Genomic DNA, 21,211 nt, shown 5'->3' with positions numbered 1-21,211 from the left:
GGCCATCTCATCAGGGCACGCATTCATTCTGGCGCCCAAGGAGGGCAACGATGAAGATCCTGATGGTTCTCACCTCTCATGACCGCATGGGCGATACCGGCCACGCGACAGGCTTCTGGCTGGAGGAGTTCGCCGCCCCCTACTACGTCTTCAAGGATGCCGGCGCCGAGATCACCCTGGCCTCGCCGAAGGGCGGCCAGCCCCCGGTGGACCCCAACTCCCTGGCCGAGGAGGCGCTCACCGAGGAGACGCGCCGCTTCGAGGCGGATGACGCCGCCAAGGCGCAGCTGGCCGCCACGCGGCCCCTCGCCGAGGTGGCACTCGGCGACTTCGACGCGCTCTTCTTCCCGGGCGGCCACGGCCCGCTCTGGGACCTCACCGACAATGCCGAGGTAAAGCGACTGATCGAGGCGTTCCTGGCCGCCGACCGGCCGGTGGGGGCGGTCTGCCACGCCCCCACGGTGCTGCTGCAGGCGCGCACCCCATCCGGCGAGCCGCTGGTCAAGGGGCGGCGCGTGACCGGTTTCGCCAACAGCGAGGAGGACGCCGTGGGGCTCACCGCCGTGGTGCCGCACCTGCTCGAGGATGCCCTGAAGGCGCAGGGCGGCGACTATCAGCGCAGCGCCGACGACTTCGCGCCCTTCCAGCTTCGCGATGGTCTCCTGATCACCGGGCAGAACCCGGCTTCCAGCGCGCCCACCGCCCGGTTGCTGCTGGAGGCGCTAGCCAGCTAACGGTTCTTTCGAACGGTTGGTTCGGCTTTTTTCAGCGGATGCTGATGATGCACTGCGGTAAGCTGGTACGACTTTCGATTAAGCACGAGGACAGCACGCCATGTGGCGCAATTCCCGTACCGGCTGGGGCATCGTCAGCATCACCCTGCACTGGCTCAGCGCCGTGACCATCGTGGGCCTCTTCGCGCTGGGCTGGTGGATGACCGGGCTCGGGTATTTCGATGCCTGGTACAACCTCGCCCCCTGGTGGCATCGCTCCATCGGCATGCTGCTGCTGTTCGCCACCCTGCTGCGCCTCGCCTGGCGCTTCGTGAACCCCACGCCGGCGGCCCATGGCAGCCGGCTCGAGCGCCTGGCCGCTCATCTGGGCCACGTGCTGATCTATGTGCTGCTGCTGGTGGTGCTGGTCAGCGGCTACCTGATCTCCACCGCGCGCGGCCGCGGCATCAGCGTGTTCGACTGGTTCGAGGTGCCGGCGCTGATCAGCCGCCTGCCCAACCAGGAGACCATCGCCGGCGAGATCCACTGGTATGCCGCCGTGGCGCTGATGGTACTGGCCGCGGGCCACGTGCTGGCCGCCTTCAAGCATCATTTCCTGGATCGTCAGGATACCCTGACCCGCATGCTCAACCCGGCGCGTTCCCGTCGCCGCTGAGCCGCGTTCAACCCCGCAAGACAGATCGTCAAACGACAAGGAGAGTGACCATGTTCAAGAAGACCGCCCTCGCCGCCGCCTTCGGTGCCGTTGCCCTGGTGGGCGCAAGCCAGGTCCAGGCCGCCGACTACGTGGTGGATACCGAAGGCCAGCACGCCTTCGTCCAGTTCAAGATCAACCACCTCGGCTACTCCTACATCCTCGGCAACTTCGAATCCTTCACCGGCCAGTTCCACTACGACGCGGACAACCTCGAGGCGTCCAGCGTCGAGATGGAAGTGGACGTGACCAGTCTGAACAGCAACCACGCCGAGCGTGACCGTCACTTCCTCTCCGACGACTTCCTCAGTGCCGGCACCTATCCGACCGCCACCTTCGTCTCCACCGGCTTCGAGCCGAGCGGCGACAACGAAGGCACCCTGACCGGCGAGCTCACCCTCAAGGGCGAGACCCGCGAGATCGAGATGCCGGTGACGCTGATGGGCGAGGGCGAGGACCCCTGGGGCAACTACCGCGCCGGCTTCGAGGGCAGCACCATGCTGACCCTGGGCGACTTCGGCATCGACATGAGCGCTTTCCCGGAAGTGATGCATGAGCTCGAGCTCTACGTCACCTTCGAGGGCGTGCGCCAGTAAGACCCAGCGCAGTTCGACTCGATAGCCCCAGGCACCCCCGGCAACCCCGGGGGTGTCTGCCTTTGCGTGGCCGGCTAGAATGGCCTCCCCCTGAACCACCATGGAGCGGTCGTGACGCAACGATCCGACAAGACCCCCGCCCTGGGCGTGACCCTGTGGCGGCAGACCTGGCCCATGGCCATCGGCGTGCTGGCGCTGCTCGGCTTCCAGCTGGTGGACAGCGCCTTCATCGCCCGACTGGGCACCGCGCCGCTGGCCGCCCAGTCCTTCACCTTTCCGCTCTCCTTCCTGATCATCGGCATCCAGGTGGGGCTCGGCATCGCTATCGCTGCGCTGATCTCCCGGGCCCTGGGCGCCGGCCAGGAGGCCCGCGCCAGGCGGCTGGGCAGCCTGGTGCTGCTGATCGGCACCGCCACCATCGCTCTGCTGGCGCTGTTGCTGTGGGCGATCCAGGCGCCGGTGTTCCGCCTGCTGGGGGCCGATGCGGCCACCCGCGAGCTGATCCGCGGCTACTGGGCGCCGCAGCTGCTGGCCGCCTGGCTGGGGGCGGGGCTCTATTTCGGCTACAGCCTGTTCCGCGCCCACGGCAATACCCGCCTGCCGGGCACCCTGATGGTGGTCACCAGCCTGGTCAACCTGGTGCTGGACCCGCTGCTGATCTTCGGCATCGGCCCCTGGGAGGGGCTGGGGCTGCCCGGGGCGGCCTGGGCCACGGTGGCCGCCTTCGGCGTGGGCCTTGCGGTGCTGGGGCGGCACCTTGGCCATACCGACTGGCTCTCCCGCGAGGGGCTGGGCCAGGAGATGCGCGAGTCGGCGCGCCCCTTCGCCGGCATTGCCGGCCCCGCCATGGTCAGCCAGCTGATGCCGCCGCTGGCTGCCATGCTGGCCATCACGGCGGTGGCGGGGCTCGGCGAGGCCTCGGTGGCGGCCTGGGGCCTGGCCAGCCGCCTGGAGACCCTCTCGCTGATGGTGGTGCTGGCCATGACCATGTCGCTGCCGCCGTGGCTCGGGCGCTGCTACGGCGCCGGCGACTGGGACCAGGTGCACCGCCTGCTGCGCCTGGCGCTCAGGGTGATCGTGGTGTGGCAGCTGGGGCTTGGCCTGCTCATGGCCCTGGTCGCCCCCTGGGTGGCGCTGGCGCTCTCCGGCAATCCCGAGGTGCGCGACGACCTCGCCACCCTGATCCGCTTCCTGCTGCCCAGCTACGCGGCGCTGGGGGTATGCATGATCGTGGTCTCGGCGGGCAACGCCCTGGGCTGGCCGCTGCGTGCCATGCTGATGTCTGCCGCCCGACTGTTCCTCTTCTACCTGCCCTGCCTGTGGCTGGGGGCCTACCTCGGCGGCCTGCCGGGGCTCGCCGCCGGCGCCGCGGCAGGCAATCTGCTGGCCGGACTGGCCGCCTGGCGGGTGCTGCGGCGCATCCTGGCAAGCCCGAGGCGCCGCGTGAGCCGGGAGGCCAAGCCCGCCGTCTCACCTTGACCGCCTGAGCCCTGGCCGCTCGGCCGTTTGACCCGTGTCACGACAAGGGGTTACGCGGCGGCGCAGCGTGGCACCCGGTGGCCGGCTCAGGCATCATGGGGGCAGACCACAGGAGGGGCCAAGATGACGCCAAACGAACTCACCGGGCTGATCCTGGCCGGCGGCCAGGGGCGCCGTATGGGCGGCGTGGACAAGGGGCTGGTGGCCTTCCACGGCCGCCCCCTGGTGGCCCATGTGCGCGAGCGCCTGGCCGGCCGGGTTGCCGAGGTGCTGATCAACGCCAACCGCAGCCAGGTGGAGTACGCCGCCCTGGGGGATCGCGTCATCGAGGACGCCGAGGGCGGCTTCCAGGGCCCGCTGATGGGCATCTACAGCGGGCTGCGCGCCGCTGCCACCCCCTGGCTGGTGGTGGTGCCCTGCGACACCCCCGCGCTGCCCGAGGAGCTGGTGGCGCGCCTGGTGGCGGGCCTGGGCGATGCCGATATCGCCGTGGCCTGCGACGGCGAACGCCTGCACCCGGTGGTGGCGCTGATCCGCACGGCACTGGCCGATGACCTCGCCGCGGCCCTGGCCGGCGGCGAGCGCAAGATCGACCGCTGGTATGCCCGCCACGCCTGGTGCCGGGTCGACTTCTCCGACTGCCCGGCGGCCTTCGCCAACCTCAATACCGAAGACGACAGGCAGCGCCTGGAAGCGGCGCCTGGCCAGGCCTCCTGACCCATGCCCACCGATCCACGACGCGAGCCCGATGAGCCTCGACCCATGAGCACGACCCCCGATCCCCGACCGACACCGAGCGGCGACCCGGCGCCACTGCCGCTGACGCTGGAGGCCTCGCTGCCGCTGCTGGGTATCGCGGCGTGGAGCGGCACCGGCAAGACCACCCTGCTCGAGGCGCTGCTGCCGCGCCTGGCCGAGCGCGGTCTGCGCGTGGCGGTGATCAAGCACGCCCATCACACCTTCGACGTCGACCAGCCCGGCAAGGACAGCCACCGCCTGCGCCAGGCCGGGGCCGCCCCCATGCTGGTGGCCTCCCATGCGCGGCTGGCGATGATGATGGAGACCCCCGGCCAGCAGGAGCCCGACCTGGCCCGGCTGGTGGCGCTGGTGGCCACCCAGCAGCCGGACCTGGTGCTGGTGGAGGGCTTCAAGGCCTGGCCGCTGCCCAAGCTCGAGCTGCACCGCCCGGCCCTGGGCAAGCCCCTGCGGGTGGCCGAGGACCCCTGGGTGAGGGCGGTGGCCGCCGATGCCCCCCTGGCGCTGCCGGAAGGCGTCGAGTCGCTGGACCTCAACGACCACGAGGCCCTGGCCGACTGGATCGCCGCCTGGCCGGCGCGCTGGCCCAGGGAGCGCCGGCCGCGGGCTGCAAGCCCGGCGTCCCCAGGGAGCGTCTCGCCATGACCCTCTCCTGCTTCGAACTGGGCGAGCGCATGCTGGCCGTGGAAGAGGCCAGGGCCGCGGTGCTGTCCCTGGTGGCGGGCCCACTGCCCGCCGAGCGCGTGCCCCTGGCGCTGGCCCACGGCCGGGTGCTGGCCGAGGACGCCATCTCGCCCCTCGCGGTGCCCCAGAACGCCAACGCCGCCATGGACGGCATCGCCCTGGCCTGGCCCACCGGACGCCGGGACGAGGACGCCCCCGCGCCGCGCTTTCGCCGGGTGGTCGAGATCCACGCCGGCCAGGCCCCCGAAGGCCCGCTGGCCCCCGGGGAGTGTGCCGGCATCACCACCGGCGCGCCGCTGCCCCCCGGCGCCGACACCGTGATCATGCGCGAGCAGGTCGCGGACGAGCAGGGCGCCGACGGCGAGCGCTGGGCCATTGTCGACCGCCCAGAGCGGGTCCGTCGCGGCCAGAACGTCCGCCGCGCCGGCGAGGACATCGCCCGCGGTGCCCTGGCGCTGGCCGCCGGCACCCGCCTGGCCGCCGCGGAGCTCGGCCTGCTGGCCTCCCTGGGGCTCGCCGAGGTGGCGGTGCATCGCCGTCCCCGGGTGGCGCTCTTCTCCACCGGCGACGAGGTCACCGCGCCGGGCCAGCCGCTGCCCGCGGCGGGCATTTTCGATGCCAACCGCTACAGCCTGATGGCGCTGGCCGCCGAGCACGGCGCCGAGGTGCTCGACCTCGGCATCCTGCCCGATGCCCTCGACGCCATCGCCGCGGCCCTGGCGCGGGCCGCCGCCGAGGCGGACCTGGTGATCACCAGCGGCGGGGTCTCGGTGGGCGATGCCGACCACACCCGGGCGGCGCTGGCCGAGCAGGGTGAGCTCGGCTTCTGGAAGATCGCCATCCGCCCCGGCCGCCCCCTGGCCTGCGGGCGTCTCGGCCCCCGGGGCGTCCCCTTCCTGGGGCTGCCCGGCAACCCGGTGGCGGCCATGGTCACCTTCCTGCAGGTCGCCGCCCCGCTGCTGGCCAGGTTGCAAGGTCAGCAGCAGGGAAGGGCGCCCGGGGCCCCCGAGCGGCTGACCGCCCTGGCCGACCACGAGCTTGCCAGTCGCGTCGGGCGCGTCGACCTGCTGCGCGGCGTCTACCGTTGCGACGGCGACGGGCGGCTGCGGGTCGCCGTCACCGGCGCCCAGGGCTCCGGCATCCTCTCCTCCATGGTCCAGGCCAACTGCCTGATCGAGATCGCCCCCGAGCGCGCCACCGTGGCCGCCGGCGAGGCGGTGACCATCCAACCCCTGTTCCGTTTTCCGTGAGGCATCGACCATGTCACTGACCCATCTCAACGCCCGCGGCGAGGCCCATATGGTCGACGTCGCCGACAAGCCGGAGAGCCGCCGGGAGGCCAGCGCCTCCGGCCGCATTCGCATGCTGCCGGAGACCCTGGCGCTGCTCGCCGAGGGCGGCCTGCCCAAGGGCGACGTGCTGGCCACGGCGCGCATCGCCGGCATCCAGGCCGCCAAACGCACCCACGAGCTGATCCCGCTCTGCCACGCCCTGGCGCTCTCCAGGGTGGCCATCGACTTCACCCTCGATGAGGCCGAGAGCTGCGTGGAGGTCTTCGCCACCTGCCGGCTCAACGGCCGCACCGGGGTGGAAATGGAGGCTCTCACTGCCGTCTCGGTGGCCTGCCTGACCCTCTACGATATGTGCAAGGCGGTGGACAAGGGCATGGAGATCGACGCCATCCGCCTCGACACCAAGACCGGCGGTAAGTCCGGCGACTATCGCCGCGGGGAGGTCCCGGGCGAGACAGCGGGAGAGGGCGCCGTGGTCACCGGTGCCGAGGGCCCCATCGTCACCGGTCAGGGGCAGGGCGGCCAGGTGGCCGTGGGCAGCCGCTGCGATATCGCCGCCCCCTGCATCCGCGTCAAGTGCCTGGCGGAGCTGCGCGAGCGCCTCGGCGTCGGCGATATTTCCGTGCCGCTTTCCGACCTGCCGCGGGCCGATGTCGCCGGCCTCAAGACGGCGCTGACGGTGCTGGATCCGCGCTTCGCCGGCCTCAACGAGGGGCGGGTGCTGTGCGCGGTGAACCAGGTGATGGCCGGCGACGACACGCCGCTCACCGATGAGGACGAGGTGGCCTTCTTTCCCCCCGTCACCGGAGGCTGAGACCATGAACCCAGCCCAGATGATTCGCGTGCAAGAGGCGCCCTTCGATGCCGGCGCCGAACAGCGGGCGCTGCTGGACGGGCGCACCGATATCGGTGCGGTGGTCTGCTTCACCGGCCTGGTGCGCGACTTCAACGAACGCCCTGAGGTCACCGCCCTGACCCTGGAGCACTACCCCGGCATGACCGAGGCGGCCCTGGCGGCCATCGTCGACGAGGCCCGGGGCCGCTGGCCCCTGGACGGAGTGCGCGTGATCCACCGGATTGGACGCCTGGCGCCCGGAGACCCTATCGTGTTGGTAGCGGTGGCCAGCGCCCATCGACGGGCGGCCTTCGAGGCCTGTGACTTCATCATGGACTACCTCAAGACCCGCGCCCCCTTCTGGAAGAAGGAACACGCCAGCGACGGCGACTATTGGGTCTCGGAGCGCTACTCCGACCATGAAGACGCCGACCGCTGGACGACCTGATTCGCGCGACACGCACGAGGGACGACAATGACAACACTGCCCCAGGCACTGATCGACGACTTCGGCAGGCGCGTGCGCTATGTGCGCATCTCGGTGACCGACCGCTGCGATTTTCGCTGCGTCTACTGCATGAGCGAGGAGATGACCTTCCTGCCTCGCGCCCAGGTGTTGACCCTGGAGGAGCTCGCCCTGGTGGCCCGCGCCTTCGTCGAGCTCGGGGTGGAGAAGGTGCGCCTCACCGGCGGTGAGCCCCTGGTGCGGCGCGACATCGACCAGCTGGTGGAACAGATCGGCGCGCTGCCGGGGCTCAAGGACTTCGCCATGACCACCAACGGGGCGAGCCTGCCGAAGCTCGCCGGGCGGCTGCGCGAGGCGGGCCTGACCCGGCTCAATATCAGCCTGGACTCGCTGGATCCCGAGCGCTTTCGCCAGCTCACTCGCACCGGCGACCTCGCCCGGGTCATCGACGGCATCCGCTCCGCCCGTGAGGCCGGTTTTGCGCGCATCAAGCTCAATGCGGTGATCCTCAAGGGGCGCAACGACGACGAGGTGATCGACCTGGTGGAGTTCGCCCGCCGAGAGGGGCTCGACATCAGCTTTATCGAGGAGATGCCCCTGGGCGATGTCTCCGACCACCGCCGCGACGAGACCTACTGCTCCAGCGACGAGGTCCAGGCGCTGATCGAGACCCGCTATCCCCTGACCCCCACCACCGAGAGCACCCTCGGCCCCTCGCGCTATTTTCGCATGGCCGACAGTGAGACGCGCGTCGGCTTCATCTCGCCCCACAGCCACAATTTCTGCGCCACCTGCAACCGCGTTCGCGTCACCGTGGAGGGGCGGCTGCTGCTCTGTCTCGGCAACGAGCACTCGGTGGACCTGCGCCGCGTGCTGCGCGCCCACCCGGGCAATATTGACGCCCTCAAACGGGCGATCGTGGCGGCCATGCCGCTCAAGCCCGAGCGCCACCACTTCACCACCGACGGAGACGTCCAGGTGGTGCGCTTCATGAACATGACCGGCGGCTGAGTTCTCCTGCCGGCCGCCTTTCCCGGTCATTTCCTTCCCCCTATCTCAGATCGCGGCGGGCATTTGTTGCCCGCTTTACTTGGTGCATTCAGGCGGCTTTTCTTGCCAATCCGGCCAGGATGCATATACATTTCCCCTACACACACGCATAACCCGTCTCGTTAAATTCCGGTTCAGGAGGGGACCCATGTCCAGCGAATCCCTGGAGCGCATCGCTCGCAACAAGAACGTCGCTCGCGCCGCCGCTCGTCAGCTCAGCATGGAGCAGCTGCACAAGCTCTCCGAGGTGATCGAGGAGGTGATCGAGCAGAAGAAGGATGAAGAGCGCCAGCGCCAGGAAGAGGAACTGCAGAAGGAGCGCAAGCGCTCCGAGATCCTCGAGGCCATCAGCGAGGCGGGCCTCTCCGTCGACGATCTGGTGCTCGACCCGCCGCGTCGCAAGCGCGGCCGTCCGCCGAAGAACGCCACCAAGGCGTGATGGATTCAGCTCGCACCAGTAATCTATAGCCTTAGTGGTCAACAGGCTGACCTTGATGCCTGTTCCTTCAGGTGATAGCTCAGCTGTGCCCAGAGAAGGCCGATGGTTCATCTGGCTTCGGAGGCTTGATCCTACTGGTGGGAGCCACGCTTGCGGGGCGAATGCGGAGGCCACAACATTGGCCTGCAACACCGCTGGGCGGCTTCGCCGCCATTCGCCGGGCAGAGCCCAGCTCCCACCAGTGGTCGCGAGCCTGAGGGTTATTCGGATACCACTGAAGCAATAAAAAAGCCGCTCAATGAGCGGCTTTCTTTTGCCTCTTTGGCAACTCGGTCACTGGCGCATTAACTACCCCAGCTCGCTGGCGGAGGGCGCCTCCACGGCCAGTATCTGCAGGTGAATCTCCGGCAGGCGGCGCAGGTGGTCGGCGAACCAGCCCATCAGGCGCGGCTGCAGGGCGAGGCGAAGCTCCGCCAGGGTATCCCCCGTCAGTGTCTCCAGGGTCTCGTCCAGCCAGTCGGTGAAGGCCTCCTCGTCGATGGGGCTGGCCTGGCTGGCGTCCAGCATCAGCCGGCCGATGCGTGTCCAGCCCCCCTCGCCGGTGGCAGTCACCGACAGCGCGAGATAGAGGCTGCCGTGGCGCGGTCCCTGGTTCGGGCCGGCCAGGCCGGGCAGCGGGGCCACGGCGTTCTGGCTGACGATGCAGGGGGGCTGGGGGTGGCGGGACACCAGGGAGAGCCCCTCGGCGTCCAGGCGGATCAGATCGCCGTTGAGGGGGATCAGCGGCGCCTGGATGCCCAGCGCCTCGGCCAGTTCCCGGTGGGCCTGCTGGTGGCGGGGCTCGCCGTGCACCGGCAGCAGGTGGCGCGGCTTCACCCAGCCGTAGAAGGTGCGCAGCTCCTCCTGGGCAGGGTGGCCCGAGGCGTGCAGCTCCGGGTGGCTGAACTCGTCGAGCAGGGTCACTCCCAGCCGCTTGAGGCCGTTCTTGAGCCGCTCGATCAAGAGCTCATTGCCGGGAATCGCCTTGGCCGAGAAGATCACGCTGTCCCCCGCGCCGAGTTCCATAGCGTGGTGGCGGCCGCGGGCGAGGCGGCTCAGCGCTGCCCGAGGCTCGCCCTGGCTGCCGGTGGCGATCACCAGCACCTCGTCGGGGGGCAGGTAGCCGAGATCCGAGACGGGCACCAGGGCCGGGAAATCGTCGAGGTAGCCAAGGCCCCTAGCCACCCCCACCATGCGCTCCATGGAGCGGCCCATCAGGCTCACCCGGCGGCCGGCACGCTGAGCGGCGCGGCCGATGGCCAGCACCCGCGCCAGGTTGCTGGCGAAACAGGAGACCACCACGCGCCCCTCGCAGCGGGCGATGGTGTGCTCGAGCGCCCGGGCCACCTCGCCCTCGCTGCGCGAGTGGCCCGGCATGGGAGCGTTGGTGGAGTCGCCGACGACGAGGTCCACCGGGGCGATGGCGCGGAAGGTGGCCGCCGACATGGGCTTTCCGATCAGCGGTTCAGGGTCGAGCTTCCAGTCGCCGGTATGCAGCACCCGGTGCTCGCCGGCGGCCAGCAGCAGGGCGCAGCTCTCGGGGATCGAGTGGGTCAGTGGCAGGTAGCGCAGGGTGAAGGGACCGGTCTCCAGCGCCTCGCCGGGCTCGATCACCCTGATGGCATCGGTGGCCAGGCCGCGCTCGATGAACTTGGCGCGCAGCAGGCCCGCGGCCAGCGGGGTAGCGTGGATGGGGCAGCCCCACTGAGGCCACAGCCAGGCGGCTGCCCCGATATGGTCCTCGTGGCCGTGGGTGATGATCAGCGCCCGGGGGCGGATGCCCAGGGCGGTGAGGGTGTCCAGGTTGGGCACCTGCAGCGGGCTGTCGGGGAGGTCCTGGCGGATCATCATGCCGCAGTCCACCGCGATCCACTCCTCCTCGGGGCCCCTCTCTCCCGTCCCCCGCTCTCCAAAACCATAGAGGCTCAGGTTCATGCCGATCTCGCCGCAGCCGCCCAGCGGCAGGAAGTGCAGGGGAGGGCGGCGGCGGGGGCGAATCTGGACTCTGGGCTGTGGCATCGGCAGGCGCGGGCTCGGAAAGTGTTGTTTCACTATACGGGAAGGCCCGGGGCAGCCACAACGACGCGCAGGGCACATCCCGGGCCATCGAGTGACGGGGCTAGGGCAGTCGAGAGGGGCCCCAAGTCATCGCAGGACGGGGCTACCCCGGGGACGGCTCCCCTCGGGGGCGCTGTGAATACTTCCCTGTACGCTACCGATGCCATCCCTGGCATAGGACCCCCTCGGTGAGCCATCCCCGGCGCCCCTTTATGCGCCTCTCAATATCTGGCGCTGTATAGCATGGATGCCGGAACCTGCTGTTTTCGCTACACTGTCGCACCCCGATTCCAGCCCAAGCCCAAAGCCAAGCCCCCAACGCCAAACCAGAGGCACGCCATGTCACACTACTACCGCCTGGTGGTCTCCTGCCCCGACCGAGTGGGCATCGTCTCCCGGGTCTCCGGGTTCATCGCCGGCCACGGCGGCTCCATCACCGAGGCGAGCCAGCACTCGGACCTCGAGACCGGGCGCTTCTTCATGCGCTACGAGATCCTGGCCGACTCCATCGGCATGCCCCCCGAGGCGCTGCGCGAGGCCTTCGCCCCCATCGCCGACGAATTCGATATGACCTGGGCGCTCACCGACACCCGCAACCGCCCCCGGGTGGTGCTGATGGTCTCGAAGGAGTCCCACTGCCTGGTGGACCTGCTCTACCGCTGGACCGCCGGCGAGCTCGACTGCGACATCGCCGCGGTGATCTCCAACCACGAGACCATGCGCGGTCTGGTGGAGTGGCACGGCATTCCCTACCACCACGTGCCGGTGCAGCCCGAGCAGAAGCAGGCCGCCTTCGACGAGGTGGTGCGCCTGGTGGATGACGTGCGCGCCGACTGCGTGGTGCTGGCCCGCTACATGCAGATCCTGCCGCCGTCGATCTGTGAACGCTACGCCGGGCGGGTGATCAACATCCACCACAGCTTCCTGCCCTCCTTCGCCGGCGCCAAGCCCTACCACCAGGCCTACGAGCGCGGCGTGAAGCTGATCGGCGCCACCTGCCACTACGTCACCGAGGAGCTGGATGCCGGCCCCATCATCGAGCAGGACATCCACCGCGTCAGCCACTGCCACACCCCCGGCGACCTGGTGCGCTTCGGCCGCGACGTGGAGAAGGCGGTGCTGGCCCGCGGGCTGCGCTGGCACCTGGAGGATCGCGTGCTGATCCACGGCAACAAGACCGTCGTCTTCGCCTGATCGGGCGAGACGCGGGTCGACGAGAGGCGCTCCATGTCCTTCTCCCAAGCGGTGCTCGCCCCCTGGCTGCTGGTGCTCTGCGCGCTGGTGTCGCTCGTGCTCTACGGGCTGGCGCTGGCCCAGCGCCCCTGGCGTGCGCTGCTGGCCGACACTGCCCTGCAGCACCGCTGGCTCGCCGCCAGCGTGGCGGTGCTGCTGATGTGGCAGCTGCGCGCCCAGGCGGTGGAGTGGCTCTCCCTGCACCTGATGTTCACCGCGCTGCTCACCCTGGTCTTCAAGGCCCCGCTGGCGCTGGTCACGATTCTGATCGTCAACCTCGCGGCGGTGGTCACCGGCCGCGTCGACTGGCCGCTGCTCGGCGTCAACCTGCTTGTCACCGGCGTCATGCCTGCGCTGGTCACGGTGCTGATCTGGCGCCTGGTAGACCGCCGCCTGCCCGACAACCTGATGGTCTTCCTGTTTGTCTGCGGCTTCTTCGGCGCCGCGCTCTCCACGCTGGCCGCGGGGCTCGTGGCCGTGGGGCTGATGATGCTCGGTGCCGATGACGCCCACGCCCTCTATCAGGCCATGGAGTACGCCCGCTTCCTGCCGCTGCTGATGCCCTCCGAGGCCTTCATCACCGGCATGCTGATGGCGATCCTGCTGGTCTACCACCCGAGCTGGGTCGCCACCTTCAACGACCATCGCTATATCGATACCAAATAGGGCGCTTCCCTTCTTCTGGGTTATGAGCGCTCCCACCAGAAGGAATAGCCGCTGAGGTAGCAGTAAGCCTCTATGGCAAGCGAGTGCTTCCTGTTGCATAAAGCTACTGGTGGGAGATCGGCTCTGCCGGCGGTTCGACGCTTCGACGAATGGCGGCGAAGCCGCCCAGCGGTGTTGCTTGACGGTGCGGTGGCCTGAACCTTCGCCCCGCGAAGCGTGGCTCCCACCAGTAGGAACAGCCTTGGTAGAAGCGGGATGACCTCCAAGGCCTGCAGCCACGGGGGGGGAGACCGGCTCTGCCGGCGGTGTTGCCGGCCTGGAAGGGGGCTACAACCACGCAGCATCCCAATAGGGGTAGTCGAGCACATTGTTCACGAGTCCGGCCCTCAGCGGGTTGGCAATGATATATCGTGCCACTGCACGAAGGTCCTCCTCACGCCTCAGTCCATGGTCGTGAAATCCACGCTGCCAGGGTTTCATGCCCAGTGCCAGTGACACCCGCGCCTTGTAGATACGAACCGCCTCGGAGAGATCCCCTTCCACCTGGATCAGCCAGTGAATGTGGTCGGGCATCACCACGAAGGCCAGGGTGTCGCCGTGCATCCGAACAGAGTCTGTGAAGAAACAGCGGCACGCGTGCCTGGCATTCGTGAACTCGCCAAACCACGGCTTGCGATGCTGGGTCACAACGGTGACCAGGTAGCAATGTCTGGGAAGGGAAACCCGGCCGCGCCGCAGGCAGTGAGTGTGATAGCGCTCCATGTTTCAGCCCCCGGCCCTTGACTGCATGAAGGTTAGGTCAAGGGAGTAGACCAGGCTGTAAGCTGACTGCCAGAGGCGTTGTCAGCGTTTTCCCCGAATGGCGTTTGTGGCTGATGCTGTGGCCTCGAGATTCGCCGAAGCGTCGGACCGCACGCGAAGCGTGGCTCCCACCAGTCGCAACAGCCTCGGTGGTAGCGGGATACCCACCAGAAGGAACAGCCTCTGTGGTAGCGGGATGATCTCCAAGGCCTGCAGCCACTGGTGGGAGATCGGCTCTGCCGAGCGAATGGCGGCGAAGCCGCCCGGAGGTGTTGCCGGCGATAGTGCATGCCGCCCAGGAGCCCTTCGGTCTCCATTCGTCGATGCGTCGAACCGCCCGCAAAGCGTGGCTCCCACCAGTAGCAACAGCCTCGGTGGTAGCGGGATACCCACCAGAAGGAACAGCCTCGGTGGTAGCGGGATGGTCACCAAGGCCTGCAGCTACTGGTAGGAGATCGGCTCTGCCGAGCGAATGGCGGCGAAGCCGCCCGGAGGTGTTGCCGGCGATAGTGCATGCCGCCCAGGAGCCCTTCGGTCTCCATTCGTCGATGCGTCGAACCGCCCGCAAAGCGTGGCTCCCACCAGTAGCAACAGCCTTGCTGGTCGCTGGATACCCACCAGTCGCAATAGCCTCGGTGGAAGCGGGATACCCACCAGCAGGAATTGGCCACACCAGGCGGACTCATTCGATAGGCAGCACCAGCTGCCGCCGCTCGGCCTCCGGCAGCAGGCGGGCGCCGACGCCCAGCAGGCGCACGGGGCGGCGCCGGCGCTCCCAGGCCTGCTCCAGTAGGCCCTGGTAGCTGGCGGGGGAGGGGGCCAGGCCGCGGCTCTCCAGGGTGGTCAGGCCGAAGTCGTCGAAGCGCACCTTCACCACCAGCCCGGCCAGCGGCGGGTGGCCGTGGCGGGCCAGGCGCTCCTCCAGGCGCTCGCAGAGCGGGGCCAGGGCCTCGCGGCAGCTGGCGAGATCCGGCAGGTCCCGGGCGAAGGTGGTCTCCACGCTGATCGACTTGCGCTCGCGCTCCAGGCGTACCGGGCGCTCGTCGATGCCCCGTGCGAGCTCGAAGAGCCGTTTGCCGAACTTGCCGAAGGCCTCCAGCAGCCGCTCCAGCGGCACCTCGCGCAGCGCTGCGCAGGTGGTGATGCCCATGGCCTCCAGGCGTGCCCCGGTGGCCGGGCCCACCCCGTGGAGCTTCTTCACCGGCAGGGCGGCGAGGAAGGACTCCAGGCGATCCGGGGTGATCACCGTGAGGCCATCGGGCTTATCCCAGTCGCTGGCGATCTTGGCCAGGAACTTGTTGGGGGCGACCCCCACGGAGAGGGTGATGCCGGTGAGCGCCAGGCACTCCTGCTTGAGCCAGCGGGCCATCCAGGTGGCGCTGCCGGAGAAGCGCTCCACCGCGCTGACATCGAGGAAGGCCTCGTCCAGGGAGAGGGGCTCCACCAGGGGGGTGAGCTCGTGGAAGATCGCCTGGATCTGCTGCGATACCTCGCGGTACCTGTCGAAGTTGCCGGGCAGCAGGGTGAGCTGGGGGCAGAGGCGCAGCGCCCGGGCGGTGGGCATCGCCGAGTGGATGCCGAAGGCCCGGGCGGGGTAGTTGCAGGTGGCGATCACCCCGCGCCGCTCGGGGCTGCCGCCGATGGCCAGCGGCACCTCGGCCAGGGCGGGGTTGTCGCGCATCTCCACCGCCGCGAAGAAGCAGTCGCAGTCGGCGTGGAGGATCTTTCTCACGGCACGGGCTCGGGAAATGCCTAGCCCAGCGCCTGGCCGCTGCCGCCGCGGATCACGCCTACGCCGATACCCTCGATCTCCAGCGCCTGATGGCGCAGGTCCACCTCGATGGGGGCGAACTCGGGGTTCTCGGCGGTCAGGGTCACCACGTGGCCGCGGCGGGAGAAGCGCTTCACCGTCACCTCCTCCTCCAGGCGCGCCACCACGATCTGGCCGTCGCGCACCTTCTCGGTGCGGTGCACGGCGAGCAGGTCGCCCTCCAGGATGCCGACATCCTTCATGGAGAGGCCGCGCACCCGCAGCAGGTAGTCGGCCCGGGGGGTGAAGTACTCCGGGGGCAGGGGGCAGTAGCGGTCGATATGCTCGGCGGCCAGTATCGGGCTGCCCGCGGCCACCTCGCCGATGATCGGCAGCCCCTGCTGGGGGACATCGCCCTCGGCGGAGGCCTCCTGCTCCTGGGCGGGCAGGCGGATGCCTCGGGAGGTGCCGGCGATCATGCGGATGGCGCCTTTCTTCTCGAGGGCGCGCAGGTGCTCCTCGGCGGCGTTGGGCGAGCGGAAGCCCAGGGCCCGGGCGATCTCGGCCCGGGTGGGGGGATAGCCGAGCTCCTGAATGGTCTTGACGATGAAGTCATAGACGTTCTGCTGGCGCTGGGTGAGGGGGCGTGCCATGCGACCTCCGAAGCGGAAAGCGGCAACTGGATGGATGCGTCAGTGATCAAGTATACAGCATGTTGTTCCATCCAGTAATTCGGGTTGTGCGGGCATCTGGCGCTGTCGATAGAACAAACCGTTTAAAACACCCATGGGCTGTGGGCATTGAGCCAAGGGCCACGGCTGACTTACAATTTAGCCACGTTTGAAACAGCTGTTTATTACCGGGACTCCTCCGATGGCCCAGACCGACACCGTCACCCGCATCCTCGATACCGCCGAGGTGCTGTTCGCCGAGCGCGGCTTCGCCGAGACCTCGCTGCGCACCATCACCAGCAAGGCCAGGGTCAACCTGGCCGCGGTGAACTACCACTTCGGCTCCAAGAAGTCGCTGATCCAGGCGGTGTTCTCCCGCTACCTCGACCCCTTCACCGAGCGCTTTCACCGCGCCCTGGACGAGCTCGAGGCGCGCTACGGCGACGAGGTGATCCCCCTCGAGGAGCTGCTCGAGACCATGGCACGCAGCGTGCTGGAGGTGCCCGCCGAGCGCAACAGCCTCAAGGTCTTCATGCGCCTGCTGGGGCTCGCCTACAGCCAGGCCCAGGGCCACCTGCGCCGCTATATCCAGGAGGAGTACGGCAGCGTCTTCACCCGTTTCACCGAGCTGGTGCGCCAGGCCACCCCCGAGCTGCCCGACGCCGAGCGCTTCTGGCGCCTGCACTTCGTGCTCGGCACCGCGATCTTCACCCTTTCCGGCCTTGACGCCCTGCGCGATATCGCCGAGAAGGATTATGGTGAGCACGTGACGGTGCGCGAGCTGATCCGGCGCCTGCGCCCGGTGGTGGTGGCCGCCATGCAGGCCCCGCTGCCCCATCTAGACCAGGTAGGCCAGGTAGGCCAGGTAGGCCAGGTAGGCCAGGTAGGCCAGGTAGGCCAGGTAGACCAGGCCTGAGTGGCCGGCCATCGCGAGGAGGCCGCCTCGTGATACTGGCAGTAGTGGCGTGTCTGTCACTCCTGCCAGCTTTGCCCTAGAATCTGGCCCCTTTCACGTCTGTCTGCGAAGAATCTCTGCTTGCAAGAAGCCAAGGAAGCGAACATGACCCAGCTCGGTCCGGTGATGCTTGACCTGGAAGGCACCGCCCTCACCGCAGAGGAGCGAAAGCTGCTGGCGCGCCCCGAGGTGGGCGGGGTGATCCTCTTCGCCCGCAATACCGAATCGGCCGAGCAGGTCTGCGCGCTCTCCCGCGCCATCCGCGCGGTGCGCCCGGAGCTCCTGCTGGCCATCGACCAGGAGGGCGGCCGCGTGCAGCGGCTGCGCCAGGGGGTCACCCGGCTGCCGGCCATGGCGCGCCTGGGCGCGGGCTTCGGCGAGCATCCCGAGGTCACCCGGCGGCTCTGCCAGGACGCCGGCTGGCTGCTGGGCATGGAGATGGCCGCCTGCGGGCTGGATCTCAGCTTCGCCCCGGTGCTCGACGTCGACGACGGCACCTCCACGGTGATTGGCGACCGCAGCCTCTCCGCCGACCCCGAGGTCGTCGCCGCCCTGGCCGGCGCCTTCGTCGATGGCCTCCACGAGGCCGGCATGGTCGCGGTGGGCAAGCACTTCCCCGGCCACGGCGGCGTGGCCGCGGACTCCCACCTGGAGCTTCCCGTGGACCCGCGCCCGCTCGAGGCCCTGCGCGAGCGCGACCTCGTGCCCTTTTCTCGTCTCGCCGGCCGCCTCGACGGCGTGATGCCGGCGCACGTGGTCTACTCCGCCTTCGACCCGCGCCCCGCCGGCTTCTCGCCCGCCTGGCTCGGCATGCTGCGCCAGAGCCTCGGCTTCAAGGGCGTGATCTTCTCCGACGACCTGAGCATGGCCGGTGCCGCCAGCGCCGGCAGCCCCGCCGAGCGGGCGCTGGCCGCCCTGGACGCCGGCTGCGACATGCTGCTGGTCTGCAACGACCGCGCCGCGGCGCTGGAGGTCATCGAGGCCTGCCGCGAGCGCCCGGGGGCCAGCCGCCTCACCCGGCTGCGCTACGCCCGCGCCCGCCCGGCGCTTGCAAGCCTCACCGCGCTCTCCCGCTGGCGCCGGGTCCACGCCCACCTCGAGGCCCTGGCCTGAGTTCAAGTTTCAAGTTCCGACACCCTTCGACCGCGAGCCACCGCAATGCCCAAACTCGATGCCGATTTTCACCAGTCCCTCGCCGACATGCGCGAGGTGATGGACAACGCCGACTGCCTGATCACCCAGGAGGCTGTGGAGCGCGCCCTGGACCGCATGGCCGACGAGATCACCCGCGACCTGGGTGAGAAGCTGCCGGTCTTCTACTGCGTGATGAACGGCGGTCTGATCACCACCGGCCACCTGCTGCCGCGCCTCGGCTTCCCGCTGGAGGTGGACTACCTGCACGCCACGCGCTATCGCGGCGGCACCCGCGGCGGCGAGCTGTTCTGGCGCGTCTCTCCGGAGGTGCCCATGGCCGGCCGCCACGTGGTGATCGTCGACGATATCCTCGACGAGGGCGCCACCCTGGCCGCCATCCTCGACTACTGCCGCGAGGCCGGCGCCGCCAGCATCTCCACCGCGGTGCTGGTCGACAAGCTGCACGACCGCAAGGCGGTGCCGGACCTCAAGGCCGACTACTGCAGCCTGGAGGTGGCCGACCGCTACGTCTTCGGCTTCGGCATGGACTACAAGGGCTACTGGCGCAACGCCCCCGGCATCTTCGCCCCCAAGGGGATGTAGGGGTCTGGTGGGAGATCGGCTCTGCCGGTGAATGGCAGGGCTGCCAAGGCTTGGGGCCACTGGTGGGAGATCGGCTCTGCCGGGCGAATGGCGCCGCAGGCGCCCGGCGGTGTCATCAGGGGATCGCCACGTCTACAGCATGAAGAACCTTCCATAGGCCGCCATCAGCGGCTCCCCGGCCAGCAGCGCCACCCAGCCCGCCAGGGCCAGATAGGGCCCGAAGGGCATGGGGGCGCCGCGCAGCCGCGGCACCGCCAGCTGCACCAGGATGCCGATGATGGCCCCCACCCCGGCGGAGAGGATCAGCAGCAGTGGCAGAGCCTGCCAGCCCATCCAGGCACCCAGCGCGGCCAGCAGCTTGAAGTCGCCGTAGCCCATCCCTTCCTTGCCGGTGATCAGCTTGAAGGCCCAGTAGAAGCTCCACAGCGTGAGATACCCCGCCATGGCGCCGATCACCGCGTTCGAAAGCAGTAGCGGCTGGAACAGCAGCTGGTAGAGAAGCCCCGCCCACAGCAGCGGCAGGGTGAGCACATCCGGCAGGAGCTGGGTGCGCAGGTCGATCACCGCCATGGCGAGCAGCGCAAGGCAGGCTCCCAGCACGAAGAGCCCCTGCCAGCTCGGCCCGAACAGCGCCACCACGGCGAGCGTCAGCGCCCCGCCGGCCAGTTCCACCAGCGGATACTGGGGGCTGATGGCCGCATCGCAGTTCGCGCAGCGCCCGCGGCGCTTGAGCCAGCCCAGCACCGGGAGGTTGTCGTGCCAGGCGATGGGGGTCTCGCAGCTCGGGCACATCGAGCGTGGTGTGGCCAGGTTGAATCTCGGCTGCGTCTCACTCGGCAGCTCCAGCGCCTCGCGGGCCTCGGCCCGCCAGCCCAGCATCAGCATCACCGGCAGGCGCACGATCACCACGTTGAGGAAGCTGCCCAGGCACAGGCCGACGAAGGCCGCCAGCGGCCAGAGCAGGGAAGGGGGAAGATCCAGCAAAACGATGTCCTTATCGGGTTAGATCACGCTGCCCAGCTCGAAGATCGGCAGGTACATGGAGATAACGAGCCCGCCCACCAGCACGCCCAGCACCACGATGATGAAGGGCTCCAGCAGCGAGGTGAGGGTGTCGACCATGTTGTCGACCTCCTCCTCGTAGTAGTCCGCCACCCGGTTGAGCATGGCGTCCAGCGCGCCGGACTCCTCCCCGATGCCGACCATTTGCACCGCCAGCGGCGGGAACTGCTCGGTCATGCGCATGGCGAAGTTGAGCTGCTGGCCGGTGGCCACGTCCTCGCGGATCTGCGCCACCGCGCGCTCGTAGACCTTGTTGCCGGTGGCGCCGGCGGCAGTGTCCAGCGCCTCCACCAGGGGCACGCCGGCGCCGAAGGTGGTGGCCAGGGTGCGCGAGTAGCGCGCTACCGCGGATTTATCGAGGATCTCCCCCAGTACCGGCACCTTCAAGGCGAAGGCGTGCATGCGGTAGGCGAAGGCCTCGGACTTCTTCATGCCGGTGCGGATGAAGAAAATGAAGGCCGCGATGCCGAGCACCCCCCACCACCAGTAGGCCTGGGCGAACTCGGACATGGCAATGGTCATGCGGGTCATGGCGGGCAGCTCCGCGCCGAAGCCCTGGAACAGGCTCTCGAACTGCGGCACCACCTTGATCAAGAGCAGGGCGGTGACGCCGATGCCCACCGCTATCACCGCCGCCGGGTACCAGAGCGCCTTCTTCACGCGCCCCTTGAGCAGCTCGATCTTCTCCTTGTAGGTGGCCACCCGGTCGAGCATGCGGTCCAGCGAGCCGGACTGCTCGCCGGCCTCCACCAGGTTGGCAAACAGCCGATCGAAATGCTGTGGGTGGCGCTTCAGCGCGTCGGAAAACGAGGCGCCGGCGGCCACGTCGTTCATCAGCTCCTGCACCAGGCCGCTCATGGCCGGCTTCTTGATGCTCTCTGCCACCACCTGGAAGGCCTGCAGCACCGGCACCCCGGCGCGGATCATGGTGGCCATCTGGCGGGCGAAGAGCATGATGTCGCGGGGCTTGATCTTGCCCATGCCGCCGCCGAAGCCGCCCTTGCGGCGCACGTTCTTGATGATGATGTTCTGGCCGGCGAGGATCTTCTCCACCTCGCCCTTCTGGGCGGCGACGATCTCCCCCCCCACCTTGCGACCGCCGGGGCCCTTGCCTGTCCAGCGCCAGCGGTAGAGCTTGATCTCCTTGGCGGGGCGCAATTTCCGTGCTGTGGCCATAGTGGTGTCCCTTCATTCCCTGTGATGGAGGCCGACTC

Annotated in this window: 22 protein-coding genes; 16 read left to right on the top strand and 6 right to left on the bottom strand. The window is 69.0% G+C overall.

Features of this window, described 5'->3' with window-relative positions:
* The first annotated feature begins 50 nt into the window (after positions 1-50).
* From HIR79_RS12380 to HIR79_RS12330, 11 genes are all read left to right on the top strand, one after another.
* Positions 51-734, top strand: coding sequence for a type 1 glutamine amidotransferase domain-containing protein (locus HIR79_RS12380; RefSeq protein WP_169958597.1), 684 nt, complete (start codon positions 51-53; stop codon positions 732-734).
* 100 nt (positions 735-834) lie between these two features.
* On the top strand, positions 835-1,389 hold the full coding sequence (locus HIR79_RS12375; RefSeq protein ID WP_169958596.1) for a cytochrome b: 555 nt from the start codon (positions 835-837) through the stop codon (positions 1,387-1,389).
* A gap of 50 nt (positions 1,390-1,439) precedes the next feature.
* On the top strand, positions 1,440-2,024 hold the full coding sequence (locus HIR79_RS12370; protein WP_169958595.1) for a YceI family protein: 585 nt from the start codon (positions 1,440-1,442) through the stop codon (positions 2,022-2,024).
* A 174-nt stretch (positions 2,025-2,198) separates the two neighbouring features.
* On the top strand, positions 2,199-3,503 hold the full coding sequence (locus HIR79_RS12365) for an MATE family efflux transporter (RefSeq protein WP_169959577.1): 1,305 nt from the start codon (positions 2,199-2,201) through the stop codon (positions 3,501-3,503).
* Between the two features lie 123 nt (positions 3,504-3,626).
* On the top strand, positions 3,627-4,220 hold the full coding sequence (mobA, locus tag HIR79_RS12360) for a molybdenum cofactor guanylyltransferase MobA (RefSeq protein ID WP_169958594.1): 594 nt from the start codon (positions 3,627-3,629) through the stop codon (positions 4,218-4,220).
* A 45-nt stretch (positions 4,221-4,265) separates the two neighbouring features.
* Positions 4,266-4,904: a molybdopterin-guanine dinucleotide biosynthesis protein B gene (gene mobB, locus HIR79_RS12355; RefSeq protein WP_169958593.1), complete on the top strand. Its 639-nt coding sequence runs from the start codon at positions 4,266-4,268 to the stop codon at positions 4,902-4,904.
* The gene (gene moeA, locus HIR79_RS12350) at positions 4,901-6,193 is read left to right on the top strand and encodes a molybdopterin molybdotransferase MoeA (RefSeq protein WP_169958592.1); all 1,293 of its coding nucleotides are present in this window, start codon (positions 4,901-4,903) and stop codon (positions 6,191-6,193) included. Before mobB ends, moeA begins: the two co-directional genes overlap by 4 nt.
* A 10-nt stretch (positions 6,194-6,203) precedes the next feature.
* Positions 6,204-7,049, top strand: a complete 846-nt coding sequence (gene moaC, locus HIR79_RS12345; RefSeq protein WP_169958591.1) for a cyclic pyranopterin monophosphate synthase MoaC — start codon at positions 6,204-6,206, stop codon at positions 7,047-7,049.
* 19 nt (positions 7,050-7,068) lie between these two features.
* Positions 7,069-7,518 (top strand): molybdopterin synthase catalytic subunit MoaE, encoded by a 450-nt coding sequence (gene moaE, locus HIR79_RS12340; protein WP_169959576.1) that lies wholly within the window; start codon positions 7,069-7,071, stop codon positions 7,516-7,518.
* A gap of 36 nt (positions 7,519-7,554) precedes the next feature.
* Positions 7,555-8,547 (top strand): GTP 3',8-cyclase MoaA, encoded by a 993-nt coding sequence (gene moaA / locus HIR79_RS12335; protein WP_169959575.1) that lies wholly within the window; start codon positions 7,555-7,557, stop codon positions 8,545-8,547.
* A 187-nt stretch (positions 8,548-8,734) separates the two neighbouring features.
* Positions 8,735-9,025 (top strand): H-NS family histone-like protein, encoded by a 291-nt coding sequence (locus HIR79_RS12330; protein ID WP_169958590.1) that lies wholly within the window; start codon positions 8,735-8,737, stop codon positions 9,023-9,025.
* Positions 9,026-9,373: 348 nt separating this feature from the next.
* Here HIR79_RS12330 and HIR79_RS12325 read toward each other — a convergent pair whose 3' ends face one another.
* Positions 9,374-10,999 (bottom strand): ribonuclease J, encoded by a 1,626-nt coding sequence (locus HIR79_RS12325; protein WP_169959574.1) that lies wholly within the window; start codon positions 10,997-10,999, stop codon positions 9,374-9,376.
* Between the two features lie 462 nt (positions 11,000-11,461).
* Here HIR79_RS12325 and purU point away from each other — a divergent pair, with 462 nt between their 5' ends.
* Both purU and HIR79_RS12315 read left to right on the top strand, forming a co-directional pair.
* Entirely contained in the window at positions 11,462-12,316 is an 855-nt protein-coding gene (purU, locus tag HIR79_RS12320) for a formyltetrahydrofolate deformylase (protein ID WP_169958589.1), read from the top strand.
* Between the two features lie 33 nt (positions 12,317-12,349).
* Positions 12,350-13,021 carry an energy-coupling factor ABC transporter permease gene (locus HIR79_RS12315; protein ID WP_169958588.1) on the top strand — a complete coding sequence of 224 codons (672 nt, stop codon included), beginning with the start codon at positions 12,350-12,352 and terminating at the stop codon, positions 13,019-13,021.
* A gap of 327 nt (positions 13,022-13,348) precedes the next feature.
* Here the strand turns inward: HIR79_RS12315 and HIR79_RS12310 are convergent, their stop codons facing one another.
* From HIR79_RS12310 to lexA, 3 genes are all read right to left on the bottom strand, one after another.
* Positions 13,349-13,783, bottom strand: a complete 435-nt coding sequence (locus tag HIR79_RS12310; RefSeq protein ID WP_169958587.1) for an REP-associated tyrosine transposase — start codon at positions 13,781-13,783, stop codon at positions 13,349-13,351.
* A 721-nt stretch (positions 13,784-14,504) separates the two neighbouring features.
* Positions 14,505-15,554, bottom strand: a complete 1,050-nt coding sequence (gene dinB / locus HIR79_RS12305; RefSeq protein ID WP_169958586.1) for a DNA polymerase IV — start codon at positions 15,552-15,554, stop codon at positions 14,505-14,507.
* A 20-nt stretch (positions 15,555-15,574) separates the two neighbouring features.
* The gene (gene lexA, locus HIR79_RS12300; protein ID WP_169958585.1) at positions 15,575-16,225 is read right to left on the bottom strand and encodes a transcriptional repressor LexA; all 651 of its coding nucleotides are present in this window, start codon (positions 16,223-16,225) and stop codon (positions 15,575-15,577) included.
* 220 nt (positions 16,226-16,445) lie between these two features.
* On the opposite strand from lexA, the gene HIR79_RS12295 reads away from it, so the two are divergent.
* The 3 genes from HIR79_RS12295 (at position 16,446) to HIR79_RS12285 (ending at position 18,935) form a co-directional block, all read left to right on the top strand.
* Entirely contained in the window at positions 16,446-17,159 is a 714-nt protein-coding gene (locus HIR79_RS12295) for a TetR/AcrR family transcriptional regulator (RefSeq protein WP_249322141.1), read from the top strand.
* A 144-nt stretch (positions 17,160-17,303) separates the two neighbouring features.
* Entirely contained in the window at positions 17,304-18,311 is a 1,008-nt protein-coding gene (gene nagZ / locus HIR79_RS12290) for a beta-N-acetylhexosaminidase (RefSeq protein WP_169958584.1), read from the top strand.
* 45 nt (positions 18,312-18,356) lie between these two features.
* Positions 18,357-18,935, top strand: a complete 579-nt coding sequence (locus HIR79_RS12285) for a hypoxanthine-guanine phosphoribosyltransferase (RefSeq protein ID WP_119020348.1) — start codon at positions 18,357-18,359, stop codon at positions 18,933-18,935.
* Between the two features lie 132 nt (positions 18,936-19,067).
* On the opposite strand, the gene HIR79_RS12280 is transcribed toward HIR79_RS12285, so the two are convergent.
* Positions 19,068-19,916, bottom strand: coding sequence for a prepilin peptidase (locus HIR79_RS12280; protein ID WP_169959573.1), 849 nt, complete (start codon positions 19,914-19,916; stop codon positions 19,068-19,070).
* 21 nt (positions 19,917-19,937) lie between these two features.
* Positions 19,938-21,173: a type II secretion system F family protein gene (locus HIR79_RS12275; RefSeq protein ID WP_169958583.1), complete on the bottom strand. Its 1,236-nt coding sequence runs from the start codon at positions 21,171-21,173 to the stop codon at positions 19,938-19,940.
* Positions 21,174-21,211 lie beyond the last annotated feature (38 nt).

Origin of the sequence: Halomonas sp. PGE1, from assembly GCF_013000985.1 — a bacterium.
Classification (GTDB): Bacteria; Pseudomonadota; Gammaproteobacteria; order Pseudomonadales; family Halomonadaceae; genus Halomonas; species Halomonas alkalicola.
Note: the sequence above shows the minus strand (reverse complement) of the source record. Positions and strands in the feature narration are given on the sequence as shown.